The following is a 25,837-nucleotide window of genomic DNA, read 5'->3' on the forward strand; positions in this document are numbered from 1 at the left end:
GTTGACCCGTGGTTGTTCGACAATAGCTACACAGCAAAAGACCGTTGTTGACTAAGCGCAATTTTTCGTGAAGTTCAGTGCTGCGACAGGCAGCCTTCGATCTCCGCCAGCAGCACCGCAGGCTCCAGCGGGCGCAGCAGGTAGCGGAACGCGCCGAGCTGCAGGCCGAGCGTGCGCGAGGCCTCGTTCCAGTGCGTCGACGACAGGAAGATGAACGGGATGTCGCGCAGCAGCGGGTCGGCCTTCACCGCGCGGATGAAATCGAAGCCGCTGCCTTCGGACATCCCCACGTCCGACAGGATCAGCGCCGGCAGGTGCGCGCGTGCGAGCCGCAGCGCCTGCGCCGGCGTGTCGGCCGTGACGACCGTGTAGCCGTGCGGCTGCAGCAGGTCGCGCTTGAACTGCAGGTTGACCTGCGAATCGTCGAGCACGAGCACGGTGGCGCCACCCGCCGGCACCCGGGCAGGCGTCGCCGGTGGCGGCTGCGGCGCCCCGGTGGCCCGCATCGCGGCGGGCAACGCGGCGTTGACGGCCTGGATGAAGCTCAAGGGCTCGAGCGGTTTGGAGATGTAGCCGTCGAAGCCGTACGCGAGCACGCGCTCGCGGTCGCCCACCATCGCGAACGCCGTCACCGCGACCAGCGGGATGTCGCGCAGCACCGGATCGGCTTTGGCCTCGCGCGCGAACGCCGGGCCGTCGAGCACCGGCATCTGGACGTCGCACAGGATCAGGTCGGGGCGTTCGCGGCGGGCGATCTCCAGCCCGACCGCACCGTCGGCGGCCTTCATCGTCTCGAAGCCGAACGCCCGCAGCAGGTAGTCCATCAGCTCGCGGTTGATCGCGTTGTCTTCGACGATCAGGATGCGTGCACTCATGGGATCGGCAGGGGCAGCGTGAAACAGCTGCCGCGCCCGGGCTCGCTGTCGAGTTCGATGCGTCCGCCCAGCAGCTCGGCGAGCTTGCGGCTCAGGTACAGCCCGAGCCCGGTGCCCTCGATGCGGCTGCGCGCCGTCGCGCTGCCCACGCGCGCGAAGGCCTGGAACAGGCGCGCCTGCTCATCGGCGCTCATTCCCGGCCCGGTGTCGCTGACCGACAGCGCCACGCCGACGCCGGCCAGTGCCGCCATCTCGACCGTCACCGTGCCGCTCTCGGTGAACTTGACGGCATTGCTGACCAGGTTGATCAGGATCTGCTGCAGCGCGCGCTGGTCGGTGTCCACCGACACGTCGTGCGCCGGCAGCCGCGCCAGCAGCCGCAGGCCCTTGGCCTCGGCCGTCGGGCGCAGCGTGGCGGCGACTTCCTCCACCAGCGCGCGGCACGCGACCGGCCTGAACTGCATCTGCACGTTGCCCGAATCGATCTTCGCGAGGTCGAGCAGGTCGTTGATCAGCGACAGCAGGTGCTTGGCACTGGACTGCACCATCGTCAGCTGCTTTTCCTGGTCGCCGGTCAGCGGCCCGGGCAGCTTCATCAGCAGCAGTCCGGTGAAGCCGATCACCGCGTTCAGCGGCGTGCGCAGCTCGTGGCTCATGGTCGCGAGGAACTTGTCCTTGGCCTGGTTCGCGCGCTCCAGCTCGACGTTCTTGTCCTGCAGCGCATGCTCGACGCGGCGGCGCTCGGAGATGTCGCGGATCGAGCCGCTCACCAGCGTGCCTTCTTCGGTCTCCAGCGGGCTCAGGCTGATCTCGACCGGAAACTCCGAGCCGTCGCGCCGGCGCCCCTGCAGCTCGAGCCCGGCGCCCATCGGCCGCACGTTCGGGTCGGCGAAGAACTGCTGCCGGTGGCCCGGGTGCAGTGCACGGAAGCGCTCCGGCACCAGGATCTCGATCGGCTGGCCCAGCAGCTCGACGCGCGGGTAGCCGAACAGCCGCTCGGTCTGCGTGTTCACCAGCACGATCTGGCCGCTGCGGTCGACGATCACGATCGCGTCGGGCGCCGATTCGAGCAGGCCGCGGAACTTCTGCTCGGCCTTGCGGCGGTACGTCATGTCGCGGATCGCGCTCATGCCCATGCGGCCCGCCTCGGTCTCCAGCGGGCTCAGGCTGATCTCGACCGGGAATTCCTCGCCGTTCTGGCGCAGCCCGTACAGCTCGAGCCCGAGACCCATCTCGCGCGTGCGCGACTGCGCCAGGTAGCGCGCCAGGTGGGCGGCATGCGCGCCGCGGTAGCGTTGCGGCATCAGCTCCTCGAGCGGCCGGCCTGCCAGCTCGTCGCGCCGGTAGCCGAAGACCGCCTCGGCCTGCCCGTTGACGAACACGATGCGGCCGATGTCGTTGACGATCACGATCGCGTCCGGCGTCGATTCGAGCAGTCCGCGGTAGCGGGTGTCGATCAGGTGGGCATCGCGCGCCACCTTCATGTGCGTCACGTCGGCCATGCTGTACACGCGCGCCGGGCCGCCGGGGCTGGCCGGGTTCGCGGGCAGCGTGCGCACCGACGCGAGCACGTAGATCAGCGAGCCGTCCTTGCAGCGGCGCACCACCTCGCAGCTGCGGGTGTCATCGTGCAACGGCTCGGTCATGCCGACGGGCAGCAGCAGGTCGGGCAGCTGCCGTCCGAGCGTTTCATCGCGGGAGTAGCCGAACAGGGCCTCGGCGGCAGGGTTCCACCAGGTGACGCTGCCGCCGGTGTCCGTGGCGACCAGCGCATCCGGCGAGTCGTGGGCCAGCCGTGCCGCCAGCAACTGCGTCGGTGTCATGTCGGAACCCTCCCTGCACCGGGGCCAGGCGCGAGGCCGGATGCAGTGCGTTGTTTCAGGTGTGCGGGCATTCAACTCCCTGCGGCCGCAATGCGCAAGCAGGCCCTTCCATCGATTGACGGATTGACTTGGCGCCGGATCGGGGGTTGCCACCGCCTGTGCCGAGTCACTCGCTTGACACGGATCAAGCTGCCGCGCCCGGCCATGCGCCACGCTCGGGCTTCCTCGCCGGCCGGGACATCGCCATGCAACACGCCGCCATCCGCGTCATCCTCGAAGAACACAGCGCCATGTCGGCGATGCTGCGCTCGATCAGCCTGCTGCTGGCCGATCACCGGCGCCGCGGCAGCCTGCCGGATTTCGGGGTGCTGCGCGCGATGCTGTTCTACGTCGACGAATTTCCCGAGCGGCTGCACCACGCGAAGGAAAGCGAGCTGCTGTTCCCGCTGCTGCGTCGGCGCACCACCGAGGGCGACGAGGTGCTGGACCGGCTCGACCGCGAGCATGCCGACGGCGAGCGCGCGATCCGCGAACTGGAGCACGAGCTGCTCGGCTTCGAGATGATGGCCGACACCGGGCAGCTGTGCCTGCGGCGCGACCGCTTCGAGCAGGCGATGCAGCGCTACATCGACTTCTACCTCGCGCACATCGCGGCCGAGGAAACCGAGGTGCTGCCGCTGGCGCAGCGCGTGCTGACGGCCGAGGACTGGGCCGGGCTCGACAGCGCGTTCTGCGACAACAGAGACCCGCTGACCGGCCACGAACCGGACGACAACTACCGCCATGTGTTCAAGAAGATCCTGTGGGCGCTGCCGCCGCCGCTCGGCATCGGGTCGGCAGTGGCCCACACCGGCCGGCCGCCGGGCGGGCGCTGACGGCGTGAGTCGCCTGTTGCGGGCCGTCGTGCTGTTCGGCCTGGGCGGCCTGGGCGGCTGCGCCGGCGGACTGCCGCCGGCGTCCCCCGCGCCGGTCGCGGGCTTCGCGGTGGCGGTGAACCGCGGCAGTGCGTTCGCCGTCGGCGTCTACGGGATCGGCGCCGATGCCGACACCGACGCCGACGCCGACGAGGCATCGCTGCCGCGCGGCGACGAACTCGCGCCATGGAGCACGGCCGAGCTGCCGGCGCGCATCGGCGCCGGCTTCTTCATCGACGACAGCGGCGCGGTCGTGACGGCGGCGCACGTCGTCGCCGGTGCGCACCAGGTGCTGGTGAAGCTGCCCGACCAGCGGGTGCGGCCGGCGCGGGTGCGCGCCGTCGACCGCGACATGGACATCGCGCTGCTCGCGTTGGATGTGCCGCCCGACACCGCGCCGGTGTTCGGCCGCTCGGCCGCGCTGCGTGCCGGCGACTGGGTGCTGGCGGTCGGCGAGCCCTACGGCCTGAACCGCTCGGTGGTCGCCGGCATCGTCGGCGGGCGGGCCCGGCATTTCGCGGAGGATGGCGAGGTGCTGTTCATCCAGAGCGACCTGACGCTGAACCCCGGCAACTCCGGCGGGCCGCTGCTCGACGTGCGCGGCGCGATCGTCGGCATGAGCCTGCGCACCGTGGTCGGTCCGTACGGCACGTCGGGCGTCAGCCTGTTCATGCCGATCGAGGTGGTGCAGCAGGTCGTGGCCGAGCTGCGCAGCGAGGGCGCGGCGCGGCGCCCTCGGCTGGGCGCGGGCTTCGAGGACGTGTCGCCGCTGGCCGCCTGGCACGCCGGCCGCGCCGATGCGCGCGGCGCCTTCATCAATTCGGTCGCGCCCGACAGCGTCGCGGCCGGGCTTGGCCTGCGCGTGGGCGACATCGTGGTCGGCATGAACGGCAGGGCGCTCGGCGACAGCGGCGATTTCGTGCGGGCGCTGCTGTCTTGGCGATCGCTGCCGGGCACGCGGCTGACGGTGTTCCGCGCCGGCGGCTACCTCGAACTGCGCGCTGCCCCGCGCTGACGGCGCGCCGCACGGTCCGCCGCGTATAGTGCGGCGGGGCGCCCGGAGGGGCCGCCACCGATCGCGCAGCAAGGGGACATTTCGTGACATCGCAGGGGGTTCCGCACCACATCGCCGTGCTCGACGACGAGGTCGACATCACCCAGCTGCTCGCCAACTACCTCGGCGGGCAGGGGTTCCGGGTGTCGCAGGTGCACCAGGGCCGCGCGCTCGACGCCTTGATGAGCGCCGATCCACCGGCGCTGGTGCTGCTCGACCTGGGACTGCCGGGCGACGACGGCTTCGCCATCGCCCGCCGGCTGCGCGAACACCACCAGTGCGGGCTGATCATCATCACCGGCCGCGGCGATGCGGTCGACAAGGTCGTCGGGCTGGAGATCGGTGCCGACGACTACGTGACCAAGCCGTTCGACCTGCGCGAGCTGCTCGCACGGATCAAGTCGGTGCTGCGCCGCGTGGCCGCGCCGCCGGTCGCCCCGCCTGCCGCGGCCGCGCCGCCCGCCGTCGCGGCCGTGCCCGAGCGGCTGCGCTTTCTCGACTGGGAGCTCGACCTCGCCGCGCGCCGCCTGGTCCACCGCGGCGGCGTCGAGGTGGTGCTGACCAGCGGCGAGTTCGACCTGCTGAGCGTGTTCGTGCGCCACCCGGGGCGGGTGCTGTCGCGCGATTTCCTGCTCGAGAGCACGCGCGGCCGCGAGGCGGCGCCGTTCGACCGCACGATCGACGTGCAGGTGGGGCGCTTGCGCAAGAAGCTCGAGGCCGATCCGGACAGCCCGCAGCTGATCAAGTCGGTGCGCAGCGCCGGCTACCTGCTCGCGGTGCCCGTGGTGAGTGCCTGAGTGCTTCGGCGCCTGGACGAAGGACCCCGATGCCGCACCGCCTGCCGCCGCCGCCGCCCGAAGAAGGGCGGCTGTTCCGCTCGATGTTCGCGGCCTACCCCGATGCGCTGCTGCTGGTCGATGCACAGGGCCTGATCGTGCGGGCCAACCCGGCCGCCGCCACGCTGCTCGGCTACGACCTCGCGGAGCTGGTCGGCCTGCCGGTCGATGCGCTGGTGCCCGACAGCATCCGCCCGCGCCATGCGGCCTACCGCGGCGCCTACGGCATGAGCCCGAAGCCGCGGCCGATGGGCACGCAGCTCGAGCTGACCGCGCGCCGCAAAGACGGCAGCGAGGTGATGGTCGAGATCGCGCTCAGCCCGCTGCAGGACGACGGCCTGCCGTACGTGGTCGCGGCGATCCGCGGCATTGCCGGCTACCCGCGCGTGCAGCAGGCGTTGCAGCAAGCCCGCTACAGCGAGTACATCGCGAAGCTGGCGCGGCTGGCGGTCGACACCCGCGACCCGCAGGCGCTGCTCAGCCAGGTGCCGCGGATCGCCGCCGAAGGCATGCAGGCCGAGATGGCCGTGGTCTGGCTGCTGGAGCCGAACCGGCTCGAGTTCCGGCTCGCCGCCGGCGTCGGCCTGGACGGCGACGAGGTCGAGGGACGGCGCCAGCCCAACCGCCCCGACACGCCGGCCGGCTTCGTCGTGGCCGAAGGCAAGCCGGTGCTGGTGTCGAACTACGCCCGCGAGACCCGCTTCAAGGTGCCGCCCGACTACCTGCAGCGCGGGCTGGTCAGCGGGTTGGCGGTGCCCTTGTCCGACCGCGGCAGCATCGTCGGCACGCTGGCGGTGCGCAGCCGCGAGGCGCGCCGCTTCGGCGACGATGAACTGCGCTTCCTCGATTCGCTGTCCAGCCTGCTGGCCACCAGCCTGCAGCGCGCGCAGACCGAGGAGCAGCTGAGCCATGCGCAGCGCATGGAGAGCGTCGGCCAGCTGACCGGCGGCATTGCGCACGACTTCAACAACCTGCTCACGGTGATCCAGGGCAACCTGCAGGTGCTCGAGTTCGAGCCGCAGGTGGCCGACGAGCCGCGCCTGCAGCAGATGCTGGGCGCCGCCACGCGCGCGGCCAAGCGGGGCGCCGAACTGACCGGCAAGCTGCTCGCGTTCTCGCGCCGCCAGCGCCTGGTGCCCACGCGCGTGGAGCCGCCGCTGCTGCTGCGCTCGCTGGCCGACATGCTGCACCGCACGCTCGACGAGCGGGTGCAGATCGTCGTCGACGCCGAGGCCTGCCCCGGCTGCCGGGCCGACCCGGGGCAGCTGGAATCGGCCTTGCTCAACATCGCGATCAATGCGCGCGACGCGATGCCCGAGGGCGGCACGCTGTCGTTCGCATGCCGGCCGTGCCGGCGCGTGCCGACGGAGCTGGCGGCCGAGCTCGGGGAGGCTGCGGGGGCCGAGGACGGGTTCGTCGAGATCAGCGTCTCGGACACCGGCCACGGCATGTCCGAGGCGGTGCGCGACCGCGCGTTCGAGCCGTTCTTCACCACCAAGGAGGCCGGCCGCGGCACCGGGCTCGGGCTGAGCACGGTGTACGGCTTCGCGAAGCAGTCGAACGGCGCGGTCGTCATCGATTCGGCGCCCGGTGCCGGCACGCGCGTCACGTTGTACCTGCCGCGCTTCGACGCGCCGGGCCGTGCCGAGGCGCGCCTGCAGGCGCCGGCGGTGCTGGTGCCGGGCCTGCGCGTGATGGTGGTGGAAGACGATCCGGAAGTGCTGGCGGTGTGCCGCAGCTTCCTGCTCGCGCTGAAGTGCGAGGTGGCCGCCCATTCGAGCGCCGAGGCGGCGCTGGCCGCGCTGGAGCGGGCCGAGCCGGTCGACCTGCTGCTCAGCGACGTGATCCTCGGTGCCGGCATGCGCGGCACCGAACTCGCGCGGCGCGCCAGCGCGCTGCGGCCGGCACTGGCGGTGCTGCTGATGTCGGGCTACTCGTCGGAAGCGATGGTTGGCGACAGCAGCGCCGGCCTGCCGTGGGAGCTGCTGCGCAAGCCCTATTCGCGCGAGGAACTCTCCAAGGCCATGGTCCGGGCGATCACTGCAGCACCCGCGACTGCGGCGTCATCGCCGCCTGGATGAACGACGCGAGCGCCTCGGTGCTGGCGATGCACAGGTCGCGCCGGCCCTTCTCGGTGAAGCGGATCACGTATTGGAGGTCGCCTGTCAATGCAGCGCGACCGAGGGAGATCACTGCGTAACAGCGGCTGAACCGCCGGTGTCCGGCGTGCATCAGCCGCGGCAATGGCGTGTTCCGGCAGCGGCGAGTGCGCGACGCCTTGACGGGCATCAAGGCCGGCGGGGCCGGCGCCACTAGGCTGGCGCCACGCCCGATCCAGGGCATTGCAGGAGCCAGTCATGTCCTCTGTCGTTTCCCCACCGTCACCGCGCGACGGCATTGGTGCTGTGCCGCACGCCGGGCCGTGGCCCCCGCTGCGCCAGCGCTTGTCGGTGGGCGCGCTGACGAGCCTGGTGATCGGCTCGATGATCGGCTCGGGCGTGTTCTCGCTGCCGCAGAACATGGCCGCGGGCGCGGGCGCCGGTGCGATCCTGATCGGCTGGGGCATCACCGCGCTTGGCATGCTGTCGCTCGCAATGATGTTCCTGCAGCTGGCGCGGGCCGAGCCCGACGTGGTCGGCGGCGTCTATGGGTATGCGCGCGCCGGGTTCGGCGATTTCATCGGCTTCCAGTCGGCGTGGGGCTACTGGCTGTCGGCGCTGATCGGCAATGCCGGCTACCTGATCGTGATCGTCGCGGCGGTGTCGAACCTGCTGCCGGCAGCCGGGCTGGGCGCCGGCAATACCGGGGCCGGCGTGGCGGTGGCATCGGTGCTGCTGTGGGCTTATCACGCGCTGGCGCTGCGCGGCGTGCGCACCGCGGCGGCGGTCAACATGCTGGTGACCTTGTCGAAGCTGGTGCCGCTGCTGATGTTCGTCGGGCTGGTGGCGGTGGCGTTCCAGGCCCCGACCTTCTCGCTGTCGATGTGGGGCGACGCGAAGCTCGGGCCGGTGTTCGACCAGGTGCGCTCGACGATGCTGGTCACCGTGTGGGCCTTCATCGGCATCGAAGGCGCGTCGGTGTTCTCGGCGCGGGCGCGCGAGGCCCGCGACGTCGGCCGCGCGACGATGCTCGGCTTCGGCGCGACGCTGGTGCTGTACATGGCGATCACGCTGCTGTCGCTCGGCGTGGTGCCGCAGGCCGAACTCGCGCAGATGGCCAACCCGTCGATGGCCGGCGTGCTGCAGAAGGTGGTCGGCCCGTGGGGTGCCGTGCTGGTGAACCTGGGGCTGCTGGTGTCGGTGGGCGGCGCGATGCTCGCGTGGACGCTGCTGGCGGCCGAGGTGCCGTACAGCGCCGCGAAGGAGCAGGTGTTCCCGGCCGGCGTCGCCCGCGAGAACCTGCGGCAGGCGCCCGCCGCCGCGCTGTGGTGGAGCAACGGCATCGTGCAGGCGGTGCTGCTGCTGTCGCTGCTGGCGGGCAATGCCTACCTGGTGCTGATCAAGCTCGCGACCTCGACCATCCTGCTGCCCTACCTGCTGTGCGCGCTGTTCGCGCTGCGGCGCGGCGCGGCGTCGCGGGGGTTGGCGCTGACCGGCGCGCTCGCGACGGTCTACAGTGCCTGGCTCGTCTACGCGGCCGGCCCGGTGTACCTGCTGTTGACGGCCCTGGTCTACGTGCCGGGGCTCGCGGTGCATGCGCTGGCGCGGCGCCGCCGCGGGCTGCCGGTGTATGCCGGGGGCGACGAGCAGGTGGCGGCGGTACTGCTGCTCGCGGCCGCTTTCGTGACCCTCTGGCTGATCGCCGGCGGGACGCTGGACCTGCAGAAGATCTGAGCCGCCGTGGACAAAGCCATGAACTGGGGTGTGCATTCGGAAATCGGGAGGCTGCGTAGCGTGCTGGTGTGCCGGCCGGGGCTGGCGCAGCAGCGGCTGACGCCGGACAACTGCCGCGGGCTGTTGTTCGACGACGTGATGTGGGTGGAGCGTGCGCAGCGCGACTTCGCGCAGTTCGTGTCCGAGATGACGCGGCGCGGCATCGAGGTGCTCGAGCTGCACGACCTGCTGGCCGAGACGCTGGCCCAGCCCGAAGCACGGCGCTGGGTGTTGCGGCACCGGGTGATGCCGGACAGCGTCGGGCTCGGCATGCTGGACGACCTGCAGGCGGCGCTGGCCGAGCTGCCGCCGGCGCGGCTGGCCGAGCTGCTGATCGGCGGCATGACGAAGGCGGAGCTGCCGTTCCGCCCGAACGGCCTGCTGGGTCCGTACCTGGAGATGCACGACTTCGTGCTGCCGCCGTTGCCGAATTGCCTGTTCACGCGCGACGCCAGCAGCTGGCTGTACGGCGGCGTGGTGCTGAACCCGATGTTCTGGCCGGTGCGCCGCGGCGAGACCCTGCTGAAGGCGGCGGTGTACCGCTTCCATCCGCGGTTCGTGAACGGCGGCTTCGAGACCTGGTGGGGCGAGGACGTGCGCGACCATGGCCTGGCGACGCTGGAGGGCGGCGACCTGATGCCGCTCGGGCGAGGCGTGCTGCTGGCCGGCATGGGCGAGCGCAGCAGCCCGCAGGCGGTGGTGCAGCTGGCGCACCGGCTGTTCGAGAGCGGCGCGGCGCGGCGCGTGATCGCGGCGCAGATGCCAAGGGCGCGCGCGTCCATGCACCTGGACACGGTGTTCACGCCATGTTCGCACGAGGTGGTGACGTATTTCCCGGAGGTCGTGGACCACATCGTGTGCCACGAGCTGGAGCCCGGGCCGCGCGGCGGGCCGCCGCGCATCCGCACGCTGTCGGGCCAGCACCTGCTGGACGTGGTGAGTGCGGCGCTGGAGGTGCCGGCGCTGAACGCGATCGCGACCGGCGGCGACGATTTCGAGAGCGCGCGCGAGCAGTGGGACGACGGCAACAACGTGCTGGCGCTGCAGCCGGGCGTGGTGGTCGGTTACGACCGCAACACGCAGACGAACCGCCGGCTGCGCGCGGCCGGCATCGAGGTGATCGAGATCCCGGGTGGCGAGCTGGGCCGCGGGCGGGGTGGGGCGCACTGCATGAGCTGTCCGTTGAGCCGCGATGCGGTGGTGTATTGAACGAACGAAGGGAAGAGCGATGGCCTACAACCTGAAGAACCGCAACCTGCTATCACTGGACGAGCTGAACGCGCGCGACATCCAGCACCTGCTGGAGATGTCGCACGAGCTCAAGCGGGCGAAGGCGGCGGGCACCGAGCAGCCGACGCTGCGCGGTCGCAACATCGCGCTGATCTTCGAGAAATCGTCGACGCGCACGCGCTGCGCGTTCGAGGTCGCGGCGCACGACCAGGGGGCGCACGTCTCGTTCATCGGTCCGGGTGATTCGCAGCTGGGCGAGAAGGAGAGCGTGAAGGACACGGCGCGGGTGCTGGGCCGGCTGTACGACGCGATCGAGTACCGGGGCTTTGCGCAGCAGACGGTGCAGACACTGGCCGCGCATGCCGGCGTGCCCGTCTACAACGGCCTGACGAACGAGTTCCACCCGACTCAGATCCTGGCCGACCTGATGACGATGCAGGAGCAGTGCGACAAGCCGTTGCGCGAGATGAAGCTGGCCTACCTGGGGGACGCGCGCTACAACATGGGCGACTCGCTGCTGCAGGGCGCGGCGCTGATGGGCATGGACCTGCGGATCGCGGCGCCGCAGGCCTTGTGGCCGGCACCGGAGATCGTCGCGCAGTGCGAGGCGCAGGCGCGGGTGAGCGGCGCGAAGCTGAAGCTGACCGAGGCGCCGCTGCAGGCGGTGGAGGGCGTCGACTTCATCTACACCGACGTGTGGGTGTCGATGGGCGAGCCGGAGGCGGCATGGGCCGAGCGGATCGCGTTGCTGAGGCCCTACCAGGTGAATGCGCGGCTGATGGCGGCGGCGGGGAACCCGGCGGTCAAGTTCATGCACTGCCTGCCGGCGTATCACAACCGCGAGACGCGCCGCGGGGAGGACATTTTCAAGCGTTTCGGGCTCGACGGGATGGAGGTGACCGAGGAGGTGTTCGAATCGCCGGCGTCCATCGTGTGGGACCAGGCGGAGAACCGGATGCACACGATCAAGGCGCTGCTCGTGGCGACCTTGGGATGAGTGGCATGAGAATCGTCGCGGCCCTCGGTGGCAACGCGCTGATCCGGCGCGGCCAGCCGATGTCGGTGCAGGTGCAGCGGGACAACCTCGTCGCCGCCGCCAAGGCACTCGCCCCGCTGGCCCTCGAGAACGAACTCGTGATCACCCATGGCAACGGCCCCCAGATCGGCTGGCTTGCGCTGCAGGCCGCCGCCTGGCAGGACACCCGCGCCGGCGCCGAGACCACGCCGCTCGACGTGCTCGGCGCCGAGAGCGACGGCATGGTCGGCTACCTCGTCGAACAGGCGCTCGCCCGCGAACTGGGAGGCCACCCGATCGCGACGCTGCTCACGCAGGTGCGCGTCGATGCCGCCGACCCCGCCTTCGCCGCGCCGACCAAGCCCGTCGGCCCCGGCTATCGGCAGGCCGAAGTGCAGTTGCTCGCGGAACGCGGCTGGCAGTTCGCGCGCGACGGCGACCAGTGGCGGCGCGTCGTGCCGTCGCCGCGCCCGCAGCAGATCGTCGAGCTGCCGGCCATCCGCCACCTGCTCACCGCCGGCGTCGTGGTGATCTGCGCCGGCGGCGGCGGCATCCCGGTTGTCGGGCGAGACGGCTTGCTGCGCGGCGTCGATGCCGTCATCGACAAGGACGCCGCCAGCGCCTTGCTCGCCCGCGAGCTGCAGGCCGACCTGCTGCTGCTGCTCACCGACGTCGACGGCATCCGCACCGGCTTCGGTACGCCCGCCGAACACCGCCTCGCATCGGCCTCGCCGCGTTCGCTGCGCAAGCTCACGCTGCCGGCCGGCTCGATGGGTGCGAAGGCGCTCGCCGCCGCCGAGTTCGTCGAGACGACCGGGCGCCGCGCCGCGATCGGCCGCCTCGACGACGTGGCCGCGCTGCTCGCCGGAACCAGCGGCACCCAGGTCACGAGAGATGAATCCGACTTGAGTTGAATCAAGCCATGGCGGCGGCATGGGCGTACCGTCGAGGCATGTCGCAACGCCTCGCCACCGTGAACCCGATCCGCACGATCCTGATGCTGGCGGACAGCTCGCCGCGTACCGCGACCCGGCTCACGATCGCGCGGGAGCTGGCCGAACGCCACGATGCCGAAGTCACCGCGCTGTTCGCCGCCACGCCGCTGCACGCCGAAACAGACGGGCGCTTCGGGGCCGTGGCAGGCGCCGTCGCCGCGATCGACGAACCCGACCTGCGCGCGCAGGCCCGCAACCGCCTGCTGCACGACATCACCGGTGGCGAGGAGCTCTCGCGCGTGCGCTGGGCCGAGGTCGTGCGCGAACCGGTGCTGCAGGCCGTCGTCCAGCACGCGCTGTGCACCGACCTGCTGGTGCTCGGCCAGCGCGACCCGTCGACGCCGCAGCACGACCTGCCGCCGGGTTTCATCGAATCGCTGTTGATCGAAAGCGGCAAGCCGGCGCTGATCGTGCCCGACGCCGGCATCGCGAGCTCGGCGCCCGAGTGCATGCTGGTCGCGTGGAAGCCCTCGCGCGAGGCGGCACGCGCCGTCACCGCCGCGCTGCCGTTCCTCGTGCAGGCCCGCGAGGTCCACGTGGCCAGCTGGTCGCGCAATGCGGTCGTCGGCGCCGCCGGCGGACTCGACATCGTCGGCCACCTGAAGGCCCACGGCATCACGCCGGTGCTGCACCAGCGCGGCCACGAGCCGCGCTCCATCGGCGATGAACTGTCGGCGCTGGCCGCCCAGGTCGGTGCCCAGTGGGTGGTGATGGGCTGCTACGGCCACGGCCGGCTGCGCGAGCAGGTGCTGGGCGGGGCCACCCGCTCGCTGATGCACACCGCCCGGTGGCCGCTGCTGATGGTTCACTGAACTTGCATTCACCACGACGAAGGAGAAAGACCATGAAGATCCTGCTGGCTGTCGACGGCAGCGCCTGCACGAAGCAGATGCTGGCCTACCTGGCCGCCCACGACGAGTTCCTCGGCGGCGCCCACGAGTACACCGTGCTCACCGTCACGATGCCGGTGCCGGCCCATGCGAAGGGGTTCTTCGACCGCGAGACGGTCGAGAACTACTACCGTGCCGAGGCCGACGACGTGCTGAAGCCGGTGCGGGCGTTCATCGCCCAGCAGGCCTGGCGCGCCAGCTTCGTCGACAAGGTCGGCCATGCGCCGACCGTCATCAGCGAGATGGCCGACGGCGGCCGCTTCGACCTGGTAGTGATGGGCTCGCACGGCCACTCGGCGCTCGGCTCGATTGTGCTCGGCTCGGTGACGAACCGGGTGCTGAACCAGTGCAAGACGCCGGTGCTCGTCATCCGCTGACCGGCCGTCCCTGCAGCGGCAGCACCAGGCGCAGCGCGTCGCTGTCGCCGCCGTGCCGCTCGAAGCCCAGGCGCTGCATGAAGGCGCGCATCCCCGCGTTGTCGTGCAGCACCAGCCCCACCAGCCGCTGCGTGCCCTGCACGGCCTGGTAGGCGATCAGCTTGTCCATCAGCAGGCGGCCGAGGCCGCGGCCCTGCAGGTCGCTGCGCACGACGACCGCGAACTCGGCCTCGAGGTTGTCCGGGTCGACCGCGGCGCGTGCCACCGCGAGCGTCTCGCTGCCGCCGTCGGCCCCCGGGCGCACCGCGATGAACGCCATCTCGCGCGCATAGTCGATCTGCGTCAGCCGCGCGAGCTCGCTGTGCGCCAGCTCGCGCCGCGCGTTGAAGAAGCGGAAACGCAGGTCGTCGGGGCTCAGCTGCTCGACGAAGCGGCGGTGCGCCGGCTCGTCTTCCGGGCGCACCGGCCGCAGCACCAGCGTCTCGCCGTGCCATGCGATCGTCTCGACCAGGGCATCCGGGTACGGCCGGATCGCGAACCGCTCCGCACCGGCGACCGGCACCCGGCTCAGCCGGATGCGGGCATCCAGCGCCAGCACGCCGTCGTGGTCGGCCCACAGCGGGTTGATGTCGAGCTCGGCCAGCTCCGGCAGGTAGGCCACCATCTGCGACACCGCGACCAGCGCGTCGCATACCGCGTCGAGCCGCGCGGCAGGGTGGTCGCGGTAGCCAGTGTCTCCAGCGTGTTTGGCAGCCTGCACAGCACGGCCAGGTCGGGCGTGGCCGGGAGCTGGTCGGGGCAAGTGAAGACCAGTTGCCCGTCCAGCGTGCGCAGCCCCAAGTTGAGGGCGTGCAGCGGGCCGCGGAAGCCGGCGCGAAGGTTGCGCCAGACCGTCGCGCAGACGCTGGCGGGGCGGTCGGAAGCCCCCGCGACGGCGATCGATCGGGGTTCCAGCAAATGGTCGAGGTGGCGGACGCTCATCGTTCAGTGTTACATCAGCAGCGGCACGGTCGCGCTGCCGATCATCTGGCGCGTCACGCCACCGAGCACGCGCTCGGTCCGGCGATCAGCGATGCGGCCGGTTCGGCCTCGTCGATCACTGTCTCGATCGAGCGTACCCGGGCGCCGCCGCAGGCATCGCGGAAGCGGTCTGCGGCGCGCTCGGCCTCGTCGCGCAGGCTGTCCCACGCGAGCGGGCCAGGACGCCGAGCGTCCCGCCCGGCACACCGGGCAGGTCGAGCAGGCCGGTGGGCGCGAGCCCGGCGAGGTGGCAGTTCAGGCGCTGCGCCAGCCGGATGGCGGCCCGCGTTCGGGCGTCGGAGCCTGCGCTCTGGTCGAGGTGGAGGAGGATGCTGCGGTAGCTCATGGTGATGCTGCTCCGGGTGGTGGTGCCTGTCCTCAATCCAGGCCGCCGCGCCGCGGCTGGCTTGACGCAACGCAAGACCGCTTCGACTGGCGGCGGAGACAGTGCGCTCACTTGTCCAGGGACCACCGATGAACCTTGCCGACGTTCCGATCACCGCACCCGCGGGCCTGAGCGATGCCGAAGCGGCCGCGCGGCTGCAGCGCGACGGCCCGAACCGTTTGCCACCGCCGCAGCACCGCAGCGCCGGCGCGGTGCTGCGCGAAGTGCTGACGCAGCCGATGGTGTTGCTGCTGCTCGCCTGTGCGCTGCTGTACGGCCTGCTCGGCAATGCGCTCGACGCGCTGGTGCTCGGCGGCTCGCTGGTGCTGGTGGCCTCGATCTCGGTGGTGCAGGCGCTGCGCACGCAGGCGGTGCTGGAGGCGCTGCAGGAGCTGGCCAGCCCGCGCAGCACCGTCGTGCGCGGCGGCGTCGCGCGCCGCATCGCGAGTCACGAGCTGGTGCGCGGCGACCGCCTGATCGTGCAGGAGGGCGACCGCCTCGCGTGCGACGCGCTGCTGCTCGAGACGCAGGGCCTGCGACTGGACGAGTCGATGCTCAGCGGCGAATCGATGCCGGTCGACAAGGGCGGCGACGGCCCGCATGCGCGGCAGCTGATGTCCGGCACGCTGGTGGTGCAGGGCGACGGCGTCGCGGTCGTCACGGGCACCGGCGTGCACACCGCGCTCGGGCGCATCGGCGGTTCGCTCCAGCAGTTGCAGCCTCCGCCGAGCCGGCTGCGCCGCCAGCTCGACCTGCTGGTGCGCCGTGTCGCGCTGACGGCGCTGGCGACTTGCTTGGTGGCGGCCACCGTGTTCGCGTGGCGCGACGGCTCATGGACCGCGGGGCTGCTGGTCGGGCTGACGCTCGCGATGGCGATCGTGCCGGAGGAGTTCGCGGTGGTCTGGACGGTCATGCTCGCGCTTGGTGCGTGGCGGCTCGCGCGCCGGCAGGTGCTGACGCGCCAGCCGCAGGCCATCGAGGCGCTCGGCACGGCCAGCGTGCTGTGCGTCGACAAGACCGGCACGCTCACCTGCAACCGCATGTCGATCGCCCAGACCAGCGGCGACGCCGTGCTGCGCTGGGCAGCGCTGGCCAGCGTCGGCGAAGGGCTGGAGCCGATGGACCGCGCGATCCTCGCGCTGCAGCCGCAGGACGGCGAGGCGCTGCTGTGGCGCGAGGGCGTGCAGCCGCAGCGGCCGTTCGTGCGGCATGGCTGGCGGCTGGCCGGTGGATCGGTCGAGGGGGGCTGCGTGGTGGCGATGAAGGGCGCGCCCGAGGCCGTGCTCGCGTGCTGCGACGACGATGTCGGGCGCGCCGCGTTCGTGCGCCGCGCGGCGGACTGGGCGGCGCGGGGGCTGCGCGTGATCGCGGTCGCGCATGCGCCGTGGCGCGACGGCGCGCCGCGGCCCGCGGACGGTTTCGTGGCCGACGGGCTGATCGCCTTCGAAGACCCGCTGCGCGAGGACGTGCCGGCTGCGCTCGCGCGGTGCCGCGAAGCCGGCGTGCGCGTCGTTATGATCACCGGCGATGCGCCGGCGACCGCATCGGCGATCGCGCGGCAGGCCGGCTTAGAGCGCTGGGACGGCGACGCGGTGTGCACCGGCGCCGCGCTGGCCGCGATGGACGACCGGGCTTTCGATGCGGCGGTCGGGCGCATCGCGGTGTATGCCCGCGTCAGCCCGGACCAGAAGCTGCGCATCGTGCAGGCGTTGCAGCGCCGCGGCGAGGTGGTCGCGATGACCGGCGACGGCGTCAACGACGGGCCGGCGCTGCGCGCGGCGGATGTCGGCGTCGCGATGGGGCAGCGCGGCACCGATGTCGCCCGCGAAGCCGCGGCGCTGGTGCTGCTGGACGATCGCTTCGCGTCGCTGGTGGATGCGGTGTGCGCCGGCCGGCGCATCTTCGCGAACCTGCAGCGCGCGGTCGGCTACCTGCTCGCGGTGCACCTGCCGATCGTCGGCCTGTCGCTGCTGCCGGTGCTCGGCGGTCCGGTGCTGCTGCTGCCGGTGCACGTGGTGCTGCTGGAGCTGATCATCGATCCGGCGTGCTCGCTGGTCTTCGAGGCCGAGCCGGCGGCCCGCGACGCGATGAAGCTGCCGCCGCGGCCGGCCGGCGCCGCGCTGTTCAGCCGCGGCGCGTTGCAGCGCGCGCTCGGGGTGGGCGCGGTGGCACTGGGTGCGGTCGTCATGGTGCAGGTGGCCGGCCGCTGGGCCGCGCTGCCGGACGAGGGCCTGCGCCTGGCGGGCCTGGCGACGCTGGTGGTGGGCAACCTCGCGATGCTGCAGTGGTTCCGCGGCGGACGCGGTGCGCTGGCGGTGCGCAACGGCAGCTTCGACCTGCTGGTGCTGGGCGTCGCCGCGACCTTCGCGCTGCTGCTGCTGGTGCCGCCGCTGGCACGGCTGTTCGGCCTGCCGGTGCTGCCGGCGGCCGTGGTGCTGCCGTTGCTGGCGATGCCGGCGGTGGTGTCGGGCTGGCGGCTGGCGCGGGGCAGGCGCCGCGCGCTCAGCGGGGCCTGAACGCTTCGAGCTGGCGCCGCAGCGCGTCGATCTCGTCGAGCAGCTGCAGCACCAGCGCCGTGCCGCCGGGGCCGAGTTCGAGGTCTCGCGACAGGCGCAGCGCCTTGCGCGCGCGGGCCAGCTCGCTGCCGCTGAAGCGCCAGTGCTCCGGCGCCTCGCCCTGCGGCGACAGCACGCCTTCGTCGACCATCGCGACCAGCCGCTCGGGCTCGGTGCCGCAGACCTGTACCAACTGGGTCAGCGTGAACTGGTGAGTCTCGTCGATGACGACCGCGTCGACGCGGATGGATTGCGCGTGTGCCATGTCAGCCCTCCAGTGCGCTGCGCGCGTCGAATCCGGCAAACGCGCGGCCGAGCGCCGCATAGGCGTCGCGCTGCGCGTCGTTCGTCGCGGCCGGCGCGCGCACCGCCAGCAGCACGTACAGGTCGCCCGGCGGCGTGCCCGGCAGGCCCTTGCCCTTCAGGCGCAGCCGCCGCCCCGCGGCCGAGCCGGGCGGCACCGTCAGCTCGATGCGGCCGTCCGGCGTCGGCACCGTGACGCTCGCGCCGAGCGCGGCCTCCCACGGCGCGACCGGCAGTTCGAGGGTGACGTCGCGCCCGTCGACGCTGAAATGCGCATGCGGCGCGATCTCGATCTCGAGGTACAGGTCGCCGGCCGGCCCGCCGCCGAGGCCCGGCGCGCCCTGGCCGGCCAGGCGCAGCTGCTGGCCGCTGCGCACGCCGCGCGGGATGTTGACCTCCAGCTGCCGCTCCCGAAAGACGATGCGGCCGCTGTCGTCGGGGACCGGCGTGCGCAGCGACAGAGTGCGGCGTGCACCGCGGTAGGCATCGGCGAGATCGATCACGACCTTGGCATGGTGGTCACTGCCGCCGGCACGGGCCGTGCCGCGCGCCGCGCGGTGGTGGCGGCCGAACAGCGATTCGAAGAACTCGCTGTAGTCCGCCGCATCGCCCGGGCCGGCATCGCGGCCGCTGAACTCGAAGCCGCTGTCCCAGCCGGGCGGCGGATCGAAGCGCTCGCCGCTGCGGTGCCGCCGGCCGATCTCGTCGTAGGCGGCGCGCTTCTCGGGGTCCTGCAGCGCCTCGTAGGCCTCGGCCACGTCCTTGAAGCGGGCCTCGGCGTCGGGTTCCTTGCTGACGTCGGGGTGGTACTTGCGGGCGAGCTTGCGGTAGGCGCGCTTGATCTCGTCCTGCGTGGCGGTGCGCTCGACACCGAGTGCGGCGTAGTAGTCCTTGTACTCCATGGGGTGAGCCGTCAATCCTCGGAAGAAGGGATGGGGCGCAGTCTGCGCCACGCGAGCTTCAAGACCCTGATGAGCGAGTCAGACAACCCGTACCTTCACGCGCACGCCATCGGCCACCGCCGGTGGCGGATAGACGATCACCCGCGCCCCCGCAGGCAAGCCCTCGCGAACCCAGGCCTCGGCGGCATTGCGCGCCCCGAGAGCCACCGGCACCAGCCGCGCCCGGCTGCCCTCCACGATGAACACGCCCATGCGCGAGCCGTCGCTGCCGGGCGACGACGGCAGCGGGAACACCGCGCTCACCGGCACCTTCGTCACGCCATCCTTCGCCATCGTCAGGATCCGCACCGTCACCCGGTAGCCGTCGCCCAGCGCCGACCACTCCGCCGGCGGGCTCGCGAGGTCCACCAGCACCCGCACCCGCTGCTCCTCGACACCCAGCGCCGACACCTTCGTGAACGCCCCCGGCTCGACCAGCCGCACCCGACCGCGCAAGGCCGTCTCGCCACCCCAGTGCTCGATCGCCACCGGCGCGCCGGTGCGCACCTGCAGCGCGTCGGTGGTCAACAGCTCGGCCACCACCTCCAGCCCGGCCACGTCGCCCAGCTCCACCAGCGGCGCCCCGAGCGCCACCGTCGCCTCGCTCGCCTGCACCACGCGCAGCACCCGCGCCGACACCGGCGAGCGCACCGCGAACGCACGCGGTGCGCCGGCCGGTGCGTTGCGCACCGCGCCCAGCGCGGCACGCGCCTGTTCCACCTCGTGGCCGGCCGCGCTGCGGTCGCTCGACGCCGCGTCCAGCTCCTTCTGCGCCGCGAGCGCCGCCAGCCGGTCGCTCTCCAGCCGCGTCGCAGACACGAAGCCCTGCTTCGCCAGCTGCTCGCTGCGCTGCGCATCGTTGCGTGCCTGCAGCAAGGCCACCCGCGCGCCTTCCCTGCGCGCACCCGCGCGCTGCAGCTGCGCCTCGGTCACCTCCAGCCGCGCCTGCTGCTCGCGCCGCGTGCGCTCGTCCAGCATCGGCGACAGCACCGGCGTCAGCAGCGCCACCACCGCGCCGGCCGCGACAGTGTCGCCCTCGCGCAGCCCGATGCGTGCCAGCTGCCCCGCCAGCGGTGCCGACACCACGTAGCGGTCGCGCAGCCGCGTCTTCGCGTCCTCCTCGACCGTCGCCTCGAAGCGCCCGGTGACCGCGGCGGCCACCTCCACCTCGACCGGCCGCGGCATGAAGGCCCACGCCAGCACGGCCACCGCCCCGAGCGTCGCGGCACCGCCGGCCAGCCAGGCCGGGCGCAGGGAAGGGAGTTTCAACGTCTTCATCATTCGATCCCTTGTCTCAATCTCTCGTCTTCAACGCAGACACCATGTCGAGCCGGTCGATGCGCCGGCGCACCACCAGCGCGCTGGCGGCACCCGCCACCAGCACGCACAGCGCGGCCCCCGCATAGGTGCGGGCACGGATCACCACCGGAAAGAAGAACTGGTCGGATTTCAGCAGCTCGACCACGCCGTGCGTGATCGCCCAGCCCATCAGCATCCCGATCGGCAGAGCGACGGCGATGACGATCGCGAGCTCGCCCAGCAGCAGCCCCGACACCTCGGCGCGCGTGAAGCCCAGCACCCGCAGGCTCGCGAGCTCCCAGGCCCGCTCCGACAGCGCGATGCGCGCGTTGTTGTAGACCACGCCGACCGCGATGATGCTGGCGAACAGCGTCAGGATCGTGCTCATGATGCGCACGTTGCGCGCGCTGATCTGCTGCAGGTTGCGCAGCATCGTCGCCTTGCTCCACGCGCCGGCCACCGTCGGCAGCGCCTTCGTCGCTTCCAGCGCCGCATCCTCGCTGCCGCGCTCGATCGACAGCAGGAAGCCCGTCGACAGGTCGCCGTCGCCGAGCGCCCGGTTCAGCGACGGCCGGTCCATGTAGGCGTTCATTCCCATCATCTCGCGCACCGTCGCGCCCACCACCAGCTCGAGCGTGCGCTCGCGGCCCTCCAGCACCTCCACCCGCACCCGGTCGCCCACGCGCAAGCCGAGCTTGTCGGCCAGGCGGTCGGTCAGCACCAGCCCACGGCCGTCGAGCACCGTCTCGCGGCCGTCCGCATCGATCACGCGGTACAGCTGCCCGCGCGGCGCATAGCCGCGGATCAGGCTGCGCTCGCGGCGGTGGCCGTTGACGAAGTTGACCTCGACGAAGCGCGTCGTCTCGACGTCGCGCACGCCGGGCAGGCGCATCAGCTCGCGGCGCGCCCCGTCGCCCACCGCCTCGGCCGCCCACACGGTGACGTCGGTGCGCATGCTCAGGTTGAACTGGCTGTCGACGATCACGTCGATCGCGTCGCGAAAGAAATTGCCCAGCACGACGATCGCCACCGCCGCGGCGACGCCCGCCACAGACAGGCCGCTGCGCAGCGGCCGGCGCTCGATGTTGCGCACGATCATGCGCAGCGCCGGGTTCATGCCGCGCACGCCCATGCGCTCGAGCAGCGTGCGCCGGTAGTGGCCGGGCGCCGGCGGGCGCATTGCCTCGGCCGGCGCCAGCCGCACGGTCGCGGCGATCGCGTTCAGCGTGCCGGCCACCGCGGTCAGCACCGTGATGCCGATGCTCACCACCAGCAGCCAGGGCGCGATGGTGTGCCCGAAGCTCGGGAAGCGGAACAGCTCGGCGTACAGCCCGGTCAGCAGCGTGCCCAGCACCTTGCCCATCAGCACGCCCAGCAGCAGCCCCACCAGCACGATCACCAGCACGAGCTTCAGGTAGTGCAGGCCGATCGCGCGGTTCGGGTAGCCAAGCGCCTTCAGCGCCGCCACCTGCTCGCGCTGCGTCGACACCAGCCGCGTCACCACGACGTTCAGCAGGAAGGCGGCCACCCCGAGGAAGATCGCCGGCAGGATGGTGCCGAGCACGCGCTGCTCCTTGATCTCGTTGTCGAGCATCAGGTGCGAGGGCTGCTCCGAGCGGCCGTTGGCCTGGCGGCCGCCGTATGGCGAGAGCCGGCGCGATAGCCCGTCGATCACCGCCTCCTCGGACGCGCCCGGCGCGAGCCGCACCGCGACGCGGTTGAACGCGCCGCGCATGTCGTAGGCGGCGGCCAGCGTCTCGCGCTCGACCCAGAAGATGCCGAAGCCGCGCGTGTCGGGCATGCCCCACAGCCCCGCGAAGATGTACTCCGGCGACAGCGCCGTGCCCACCATCACCAGCGTGCGCCGGCGGCCGTTGAGCTGCACCCGCAGCTCGGCGCCGGGCACGAGCCCGCGCGAACGCGCGAAGCCCTCGGAGACCAGCGCCTCGATGCGCTCGTCGCCGGCCGCGGTGGCCGCCGGCGCGCGCCCGCTACTGACGAGCACGCGGTTCATGGCGTCGCTGCCGCGCCGCGGCAGGCCGATCAGCTGCCCGAGCACCGGGTCGGCCGAGCCGGGCACCTCGACGCGGGCCATCTCCTCCAGCGTGGTCTGCAGCTGCGCGACGCCCTCGATGCGGCCGAGCGCCTCGGCGGCCGCATCGGGCGCGCGCTTGACGGCGGCGAACACGTCGGCGAAGCGGCCCTGCGCATAGAAGCGGTCGCGCGCCAGCGCCAGCGAATCGACCGCCGACAGGCTGGTGATGAAGCCGCCGATGCCGCTGCCCACCACCAGCGCGATCGTCAGCGCCTGGCTCCACATCAGGCGCAGGTCGCGCAGCAGCTTGCGGTCGAGGGCCTTCACCGGGTCACCATGCGAGTTCCGACGGCTGCAGCTTGTGCGCGTTGGCTTCCACCCGCAGGATGCGGCCGTCGCCCAGCGTGACGACGCGGTCGGCCATGCCGGCGATGGCCGCGTTGTGCGTGATCACGATGGCGGTGGTGCCGAGCTCGGCGTTGATGCGCGCGATGACCTCCAGCACCAGCTTGCCGGTCTGGTAGTCGAGCGCGCCGGTCGGCTCGTCGCACAGCAGCACGTCGGGGCGCTTGACGATCGCGCGCGCGATCGCCACGCGCTGCTGCTCGCCGCCCGACAGCTGGGCCGGGAAGTGATCGCGCCGCGGCGTGAGCCCGACGCGGTCGATCGCGTCGTCCACCGGCATCGGATCGCGCGCGATGTCGGTGACGAGCGCGACGTTCTCGCGCACCGTCAGGCTCGGGATCAGGTTGTAGAACTGGAACACGAAGCCGACGTGCTCGCGCCGGTAGCGGGTCAGCGCCGCATCGTCGGCGGCGCTCAGCTCCTCGTCGCCGAACCACAGCCGGCCGGTACTCGCGACGTCGAGCCCGCCGAGGATGTTCAGCAGCGTCGACTTGCCGCTGCCCGACGGCCCGAGCAGCACGACGAACTCGCCGCGCTGCACCTGCAGGTCGACCGCCCGCAGCGCCTCGACCCGGACCTCGCCGCTGCCGTAGGTCTTGGTGATCTGTTCCGCGCGGAACACCACCGGCGCGATCTCGGGGGGCTGGCCGAAGGCATGGGCGGCTGTCATCAGGGCGATGGTGTTTCTCCTGGAGGAAGGCCGCACGATAGGCAGCACCCCACGGCCTGCGCTTGACGTGGCGCAAGCCGCAGCGCGACGACGCACCGAAGAATGGGACCGATCCAATGAACATCGCAAGGGAGACTGCATGGACCTGCCCATCCGGCCGGCACGCGGCGTGGGGTGCACGCGACGCCGCTTCGTCTGGCTGGTGCCTGCGGGCGCTGCGCTGCTGGCCTCGGCCCACGGCAAGCCGAAACCGGCCGCGCCGCCGGATCCGTCGACCTTCGCGCACCTGGACGAGCGCGATCCGCATGCGAAGGCCGTCGGCTACGTCGAGGACGCGGCACGCGTCGACCGCAAGGCCTATCCGAAGTTCACCGCCGGCAGCACCTGCGACAACTGCGCGCTGTACCGCGTGCCGGCGCAGCCGTGGTCGGAGTGCACCTTGTTCCCGCGCAAGCTGGTGGCGGCCCGGGGCTGGTGCGACGCCTACGTGCGGCGTGCCGTGCCCTGATGCCCTGACCTCAGGACACCCCGACAATCACCCGATGACCTTCACCGATCCGAGCCTGTCCCATGTCCGCACGCTGACCGAACTGTTCGACGCCCGCGTCCAGCGCAGCCCCGAGGGCATCGCGTACCGCCGCTTCGACGCGGCGGCGAGCCGGTGGGCCGCACTCAGCTGGCGCGAGGCCGACGCGGCCGTGCGGCGCTGGACGCTCGCGCTGGCCGCGCTGCGGCTGCCGGCCGGCGCCCGCGTCGGGCTGTTGCTGCCGAACGGCGTCGAGGCGGTGTGGGCCGACCTCTCGACGATGGCCGCCGGCCGCGTGCCGGTGCCGATGCACGCGCTCGACAACCCCGCGAGCATCGCCTACATCCTCGGCGACTGCGAGGCGGCGGTGCTGATGGTGCAGGAGACCGCGCAGTGGGACGCGATCCTCGCCACCGGCGCCGCGCTGCCGGCGCTGCGCTGCGTGATCGTCGTGGGGCCGGCTGCGCTGCCGGCCGCGGCGCCGGCGCCCGGCGCGGTCGCGGTGATGGCGGTGGCCGACTGGCTGGCCGCAGGCGCGCAGGCGGCAGGCACGCCGGCCACGCCGCCGCAAGCCGGCGACCTGGCCGCGGTCGTCTACACCTCCGGCACCACCGGCAAGCCCAAGGGCGTGATGCTGACGCATGCCAACGTGATGGCGGTGCTGGCGCACGTCGCGCCGGGGCCGGACGACGTCTTCCTGTCGTTCCTGCCGCTGTCGCACACCTTCGAGCGCACGGCGGGCTACTACCTGCCGATCGCCGCCGGCAGCAGCGTCGCGCATGCGCGTTCGGTCGCGCTGCTGGCCGAAGACCTGCGCAGCGTGCGCCCGACCGTGCTGATCTCGGTGCCGCGCATCTACGAGCGGGTGCGGGCGCAGCTCGATGCACGGCTGGCCGGCTCGCGCGCGAAGCGCTGGCTGTTCGATGCGGCGCAGGGCGTCGGCTGGCGGCGCTTCTGCCGCCGGCAGGGGCTGCCCGCGCCGGCCAGCCCGTGGGCCGCCGCCGAGCTGCTGGTCGCGCCGCTGCTCGACGCGCTGGCCGGCCGCCCGCTGCGCGCGAGCTTCGGCGGCCGGCTGCGGGTGGCGGTGAGCGGCGGTGCGCCGCTCGCGCCGGCGCTGGCGCGCTGCTTCCTCGGGCTGGGCGTGCCGGTGCTGCAGGGCTACGGCATGACCGAGACCTCGCCGGTGGTGGCGGCGAACACGCTGGCGCACAACGACCCGGCCACCGTCGGCACCGCGCTGCAGGGCGTCGAGCTGCGCGTGGGCGAGAACCGCGAGCTGCAGGTGCGCGGCCCGAACGTGATGAAAGGCTACTGGAAGCGCCCGGAGGACAGCGCCCGCGCGTTCACCGACGACGGCTGGCTGCGCACCGGCGACCAGGCCTCGATCGACGAGGGCGGGCGGGTGCGCATCCTCGGGCGCATCAAGGAGATCATCGTCACGTCGACCGGCGAGAAGATCGCGCCGGCCGACCTGGAGCTCGCGATCGCCGCCGATCCGCTGTTCAGCCAGGTCTTCGTGCTCGGCGAGAACCGGCCGTTCATCGCCGCGGTGGCGGTGCTCGATCGCACGCAGTGGCAGGCGTTCGCGCAGTCGCTGGGCGTCGACCCGGCGCAGCCCGAGAGCCTGAACCTGCCGGCGGTGCAGCAGGCCGCGCTGCGGCGCATCGCGCAACAGGCCGCCGCGTTCCCGCGCTACGGCGTGCCGCGCGCGGCGTGGCTGAGCCTGGAGCCGTGGACGGTCGAGAACACCTTGATGACGCCGACGCTGAAGCTCAAGCGGCACAACCTGATGGCGCGCTTCGAGCAGGAGATCGAAG

At 72.3% G+C, this 25,837-nt stretch carries 23 protein-coding genes and 1 pseudogene; 13 read left to right on the top strand and 11 right to left on the bottom strand.

The features are described 5' to 3' along the window. Window positions 1–74: 74 nt before the first annotated feature. A complete protein-coding gene (locus BUE42_RS29005; protein ID WP_073468762.1) occupies window positions 75–875 on the bottom strand; it encodes a response regulator in 801 nt (266 codons plus the stop codon). Further along, window positions 872–2,698, bottom strand: a complete 1,827-nt coding sequence (locus tag BUE42_RS29010; RefSeq protein WP_073468763.1) for a PAS domain S-box protein — start codon at window positions 2,696–2,698, stop codon at window positions 872–874. The genes BUE42_RS29005 and BUE42_RS29010 overlap by 4 nt, the downstream gene beginning before the upstream one ends. A gap of 245 nt (window positions 2,699–2,943) precedes the next feature. Between BUE42_RS29010 and BUE42_RS29015 the strand changes: the two genes are divergently transcribed. The 4 genes from BUE42_RS29015 to BUE42_RS29030 all read left to right on the top strand — a co-directional run bounded on the left by BUE42_RS29015 (window position 2,944) and on the right by BUE42_RS29030 (window position 7,583). Next, complete coding sequence (locus BUE42_RS29015; RefSeq protein ID WP_073468764.1) at window positions 2,944–3,573, top strand: hemerythrin domain-containing protein; 630 nt, start codon at window positions 2,944–2,946, stop codon at window positions 3,571–3,573. 4 nt (window positions 3,574–3,577) lie between these two features. Beyond that, complete coding sequence (locus BUE42_RS29020; protein WP_159445517.1) at window positions 3,578–4,627, top strand: S1C family serine protease; 1,050 nt, start codon at window positions 3,578–3,580, stop codon at window positions 4,625–4,627. 83 nt (window positions 4,628–4,710) lie between these two features. Further along, on the top strand, window positions 4,711–5,463 hold the full coding sequence (locus BUE42_RS29025) for a winged helix-turn-helix domain-containing protein (RefSeq protein ID WP_073468766.1): 753 nt from the start codon (window positions 4,711–4,713) through the stop codon (window positions 5,461–5,463). A gap of 29 nt (window positions 5,464–5,492) precedes the next feature. Beyond that, window positions 5,493–7,583, top strand: a complete 2,091-nt coding sequence (locus tag BUE42_RS29030; protein ID WP_073468767.1) for a PAS domain S-box protein — start codon at window positions 5,493–5,495, stop codon at window positions 7,581–7,583. Here the strand turns inward: BUE42_RS29030 and BUE42_RS34145 are convergent. Then, window positions 7,540–7,671, bottom strand: a complete 132-nt coding sequence (locus BUE42_RS34145) for a hypothetical protein (RefSeq protein WP_255376910.1) — start codon at window positions 7,669–7,671, stop codon at window positions 7,540–7,542. The two genes, BUE42_RS29030 and BUE42_RS34145, sit on opposite strands and share 44 nt — an antisense overlap. 188 nt (window positions 7,672–7,859) lie before the next feature. Here BUE42_RS34145 and BUE42_RS29035 point away from each other — a divergent pair, with 188 nt between their 5' ends. From BUE42_RS29035 to BUE42_RS29060, 6 genes are read left to right on the top strand one after another with little or no spacing between them, the layout of a single operon-like run. Beyond that, on the top strand, window positions 7,860–9,335 hold the full coding sequence (locus tag BUE42_RS29035; protein ID WP_073468768.1) for a basic amino acid/polyamine antiporter: 1,476 nt from the start codon (window positions 7,860–7,862) through the stop codon (window positions 9,333–9,335). An 18-nt stretch (window positions 9,336–9,353) separates the two neighbouring features. Continuing rightward, entirely contained in the window at window positions 9,354–10,583 is a 1,230-nt protein-coding gene (locus BUE42_RS29040; protein ID WP_073468769.1) for an arginine deiminase, read from the top strand. 19 nt (window positions 10,584–10,602) lie between these two features. Then, the gene (gene argF / locus BUE42_RS29045; RefSeq protein WP_073468770.1) at window positions 10,603–11,601 is read left to right on the top strand and encodes an ornithine carbamoyltransferase; all 999 of its coding nucleotides are present in this window, start codon (window positions 10,603–10,605) and stop codon (window positions 11,599–11,601) included. A gap of 5 nt (window positions 11,602–11,606) precedes the next feature. Further along, a complete protein-coding gene (locus BUE42_RS29050) occupies window positions 11,607–12,533 on the top strand; it encodes a carbamate kinase (RefSeq protein WP_073468771.1) in 927 nt (308 codons plus the stop codon). A gap of 38 nt (window positions 12,534–12,571) precedes the next feature. Continuing rightward, window positions 12,572–13,426: a universal stress protein gene (locus BUE42_RS29055; protein ID WP_159445518.1), complete on the top strand. Its 855-nt coding sequence runs from the start codon at window positions 12,572–12,574 to the stop codon at window positions 13,424–13,426. A gap of 32 nt (window positions 13,427–13,458) precedes the next feature. Further along, on the top strand, window positions 13,459–13,881 hold the full coding sequence (locus BUE42_RS29060; protein ID WP_073468772.1) for a universal stress protein: 423 nt from the start codon (window positions 13,459–13,461) through the stop codon (window positions 13,879–13,881). Here BUE42_RS29060 and BUE42_RS29065 read toward each other — a convergent pair. The 3 genes and pseudogenes from BUE42_RS29065 to BUE42_RS29075 all read right to left on the bottom strand — a co-directional run bounded on the left by BUE42_RS29065 (window position 13,871) and on the right by BUE42_RS29075 (window position 15,247). Beyond that, the gene (locus BUE42_RS29065) at window positions 13,871–14,641 is read right to left on the bottom strand and encodes a GNAT family N-acetyltransferase (protein ID WP_073468773.1); all 771 of its coding nucleotides are present in this window, start codon (window positions 14,639–14,641) and stop codon (window positions 13,871–13,873) included. The genes BUE42_RS29060 and BUE42_RS29065 overlap by 11 nt on opposite strands. Window positions 14,642–14,667: 26 nt before the next feature. Next, window positions 14,668–14,862: pseudogene (locus BUE42_RS34335) on the bottom strand (CoA-binding protein); the annotation flags it as partial. Between the two features lie 115 nt (window positions 14,863–14,977). After that, window positions 14,978–15,247 carry a hypothetical protein gene (locus BUE42_RS29075; protein WP_073468775.1) on the bottom strand — a complete coding sequence of 90 codons (270 nt, stop codon included), beginning with the start codon at window positions 15,245–15,247 and terminating at the stop codon, window positions 14,978–14,980. A 128-nt stretch (window positions 15,248–15,375) separates the two neighbouring features. On the opposite strand from BUE42_RS29075, the gene BUE42_RS29080 reads away from it, so the two are divergent. Next, a complete protein-coding gene (locus BUE42_RS29080) occupies window positions 15,376–17,802 on the top strand; it encodes a cation-translocating P-type ATPase (protein ID WP_073468776.1) in 2,427 nt (808 codons plus the stop codon). On the opposite strand, the gene BUE42_RS29085 is transcribed toward BUE42_RS29080, so the two are convergent. The 5 genes from BUE42_RS29085 to BUE42_RS29105 all read right to left on the bottom strand — a co-directional run bounded on the left by BUE42_RS29085 (window position 17,789) and on the right by BUE42_RS29105 (window position 23,494). Continuing rightward, entirely contained in the window at window positions 17,789–18,106 is a 318-nt protein-coding gene (locus BUE42_RS29085) for a chaperone modulator CbpM (RefSeq protein ID WP_073468777.1), read from the bottom strand. The genes BUE42_RS29080 and BUE42_RS29085 overlap by 14 nt on opposite strands. 1 nt (window position 18,107) lies before the next feature. Then, a complete protein-coding gene (locus tag BUE42_RS29090; RefSeq protein ID WP_073468778.1) occupies window positions 18,108–19,046 on the bottom strand; it encodes a DnaJ C-terminal domain-containing protein in 939 nt (312 codons plus the stop codon). Window positions 19,047–19,124: 78 nt separating this feature from the next. Then, window positions 19,125–20,354 (bottom strand): efflux RND transporter periplasmic adaptor subunit, encoded by a 1,230-nt coding sequence (locus BUE42_RS29095; protein ID WP_235002688.1) that lies wholly within the window; start codon window positions 20,352–20,354, stop codon window positions 19,125–19,127. Between the two features lie 25 nt (window positions 20,355–20,379). After that, a complete protein-coding gene (locus BUE42_RS29100; RefSeq protein WP_073468779.1) occupies window positions 20,380–22,746 on the bottom strand; it encodes an ABC transporter permease in 2,367 nt (788 codons plus the stop codon). A 4-nt stretch (window positions 22,747–22,750) separates the two neighbouring features. Next, window positions 22,751–23,494, bottom strand: a complete 744-nt coding sequence (locus tag BUE42_RS29105) for an ABC transporter ATP-binding protein (RefSeq protein WP_073468780.1) — start codon at window positions 23,492–23,494, stop codon at window positions 22,751–22,753. Window positions 23,495–23,633: 139 nt separating this feature from the next. Between BUE42_RS29105 and BUE42_RS29110 the strand changes: the two genes are divergently transcribed. Together BUE42_RS29110 and BUE42_RS29115 are read left to right on the top strand one after the other, a co-directional pair. Beyond that, the gene (locus BUE42_RS29110) at window positions 23,634–24,002 is read left to right on the top strand and encodes a high-potential iron-sulfur protein (protein ID WP_073468781.1); all 369 of its coding nucleotides are present in this window, start codon (window positions 23,634–23,636) and stop codon (window positions 24,000–24,002) included. A gap of 34 nt (window positions 24,003–24,036) precedes the next feature. Then, on the top strand, window positions 24,037–25,837 hold a 1,801-nt coding region (locus BUE42_RS29115; RefSeq protein ID WP_073468782.1), incomplete at its 3' end, for an AMP-dependent synthetase/ligase.

The sequence above is a fragment of the Rhizobacter sp. OV335 genome, assembly GCF_900142965.1.
Lineage (GTDB): Bacteria > Pseudomonadota > Gammaproteobacteria > Burkholderiales > Burkholderiaceae_C > Rhizobacter.

What these genes read in the sequence shown, in the direction of transcription:
- BUE42_RS29010 (WP_073468763.1), bottom strand. Translation starts at nt 2,698, where the DNA reads ATGACACCGACGCAGTTGCTGGCGGCACGGCTGGCCCACGACTCGCCG.
- BUE42_RS29060 (WP_073468772.1), top strand. Translation starts at nt 13,459, where the DNA reads ATGAAGATCCTGCTGGCTGTCGACGGCAGCGCCTGCACGAAGCAGATG.
- BUE42_RS29005 (WP_073468762.1), bottom strand. Translation starts at nt 875, where the DNA reads ATGAGTGCACGCATCCTGATCGTCGAAGACAACGCGATCAACCGCGAG.
- BUE42_RS29110 (WP_073468781.1), top strand. Translation starts at nt 23,634, where the DNA reads ATGGACCTGCCCATCCGGCCGGCACGCGGCGTGGGGTGCACGCGACGC.
- BUE42_RS29080 (WP_073468776.1), top strand. Translation starts at nt 15,376, where the DNA reads ATGAACCTTGCCGACGTTCCGATCACCGCACCCGCGGGCCTGAGCGAT.
- BUE42_RS29075 (WP_073468775.1), bottom strand. Translation starts at nt 15,247, where the DNA reads ATGAGCTACCGCAGCATCCTCCTCCACCTCGACCAGAGCGCAGGCTCC.
- BUE42_RS29090 (WP_073468778.1), bottom strand. Translation starts at nt 19,046, where the DNA reads ATGGAGTACAAGGACTACTACGCCGCACTCGGTGTCGAGCGCACCGCC.
- BUE42_RS29035 (WP_073468768.1), top strand. Translation starts at nt 7,860, where the DNA reads ATGTCCTCTGTCGTTTCCCCACCGTCACCGCGCGACGGCATTGGTGCT.
- BUE42_RS29105 (WP_073468780.1), bottom strand. Translation starts at nt 23,494, where the DNA reads ATGACAGCCGCCCATGCCTTCGGCCAGCCCCCCGAGATCGCGCCGGTG.
- argF (WP_073468770.1), top strand. Translation starts at nt 10,603, where the DNA reads ATGGCCTACAACCTGAAGAACCGCAACCTGCTATCACTGGACGAGCTG.
- BUE42_RS29015 (WP_073468764.1), top strand. Translation starts at nt 2,944, where the DNA reads ATGCAACACGCCGCCATCCGCGTCATCCTCGAAGAACACAGCGCCATG.
- BUE42_RS29085 (WP_073468777.1), bottom strand. Translation starts at nt 18,106, where the DNA reads ATGGCACACGCGCAATCCATCCGCGTCGACGCGGTCGTCATCGACGAG.
- BUE42_RS29030 (WP_073468767.1), top strand. Translation starts at nt 5,493, where the DNA reads ATGCCGCACCGCCTGCCGCCGCCGCCGCCCGAAGAAGGGCGGCTGTTC.
- BUE42_RS29055 (WP_159445518.1), top strand. Translation starts at nt 12,572, where the DNA reads ATGTCGCAACGCCTCGCCACCGTGAACCCGATCCGCACGATCCTGATG.
- BUE42_RS29040 (WP_073468769.1), top strand. Translation starts at nt 9,354, where the DNA reads ATGAACTGGGGTGTGCATTCGGAAATCGGGAGGCTGCGTAGCGTGCTG.
- BUE42_RS29050 (WP_073468771.1), top strand. Translation starts at nt 11,607, where the DNA reads ATGAGAATCGTCGCGGCCCTCGGTGGCAACGCGCTGATCCGGCGCGGC.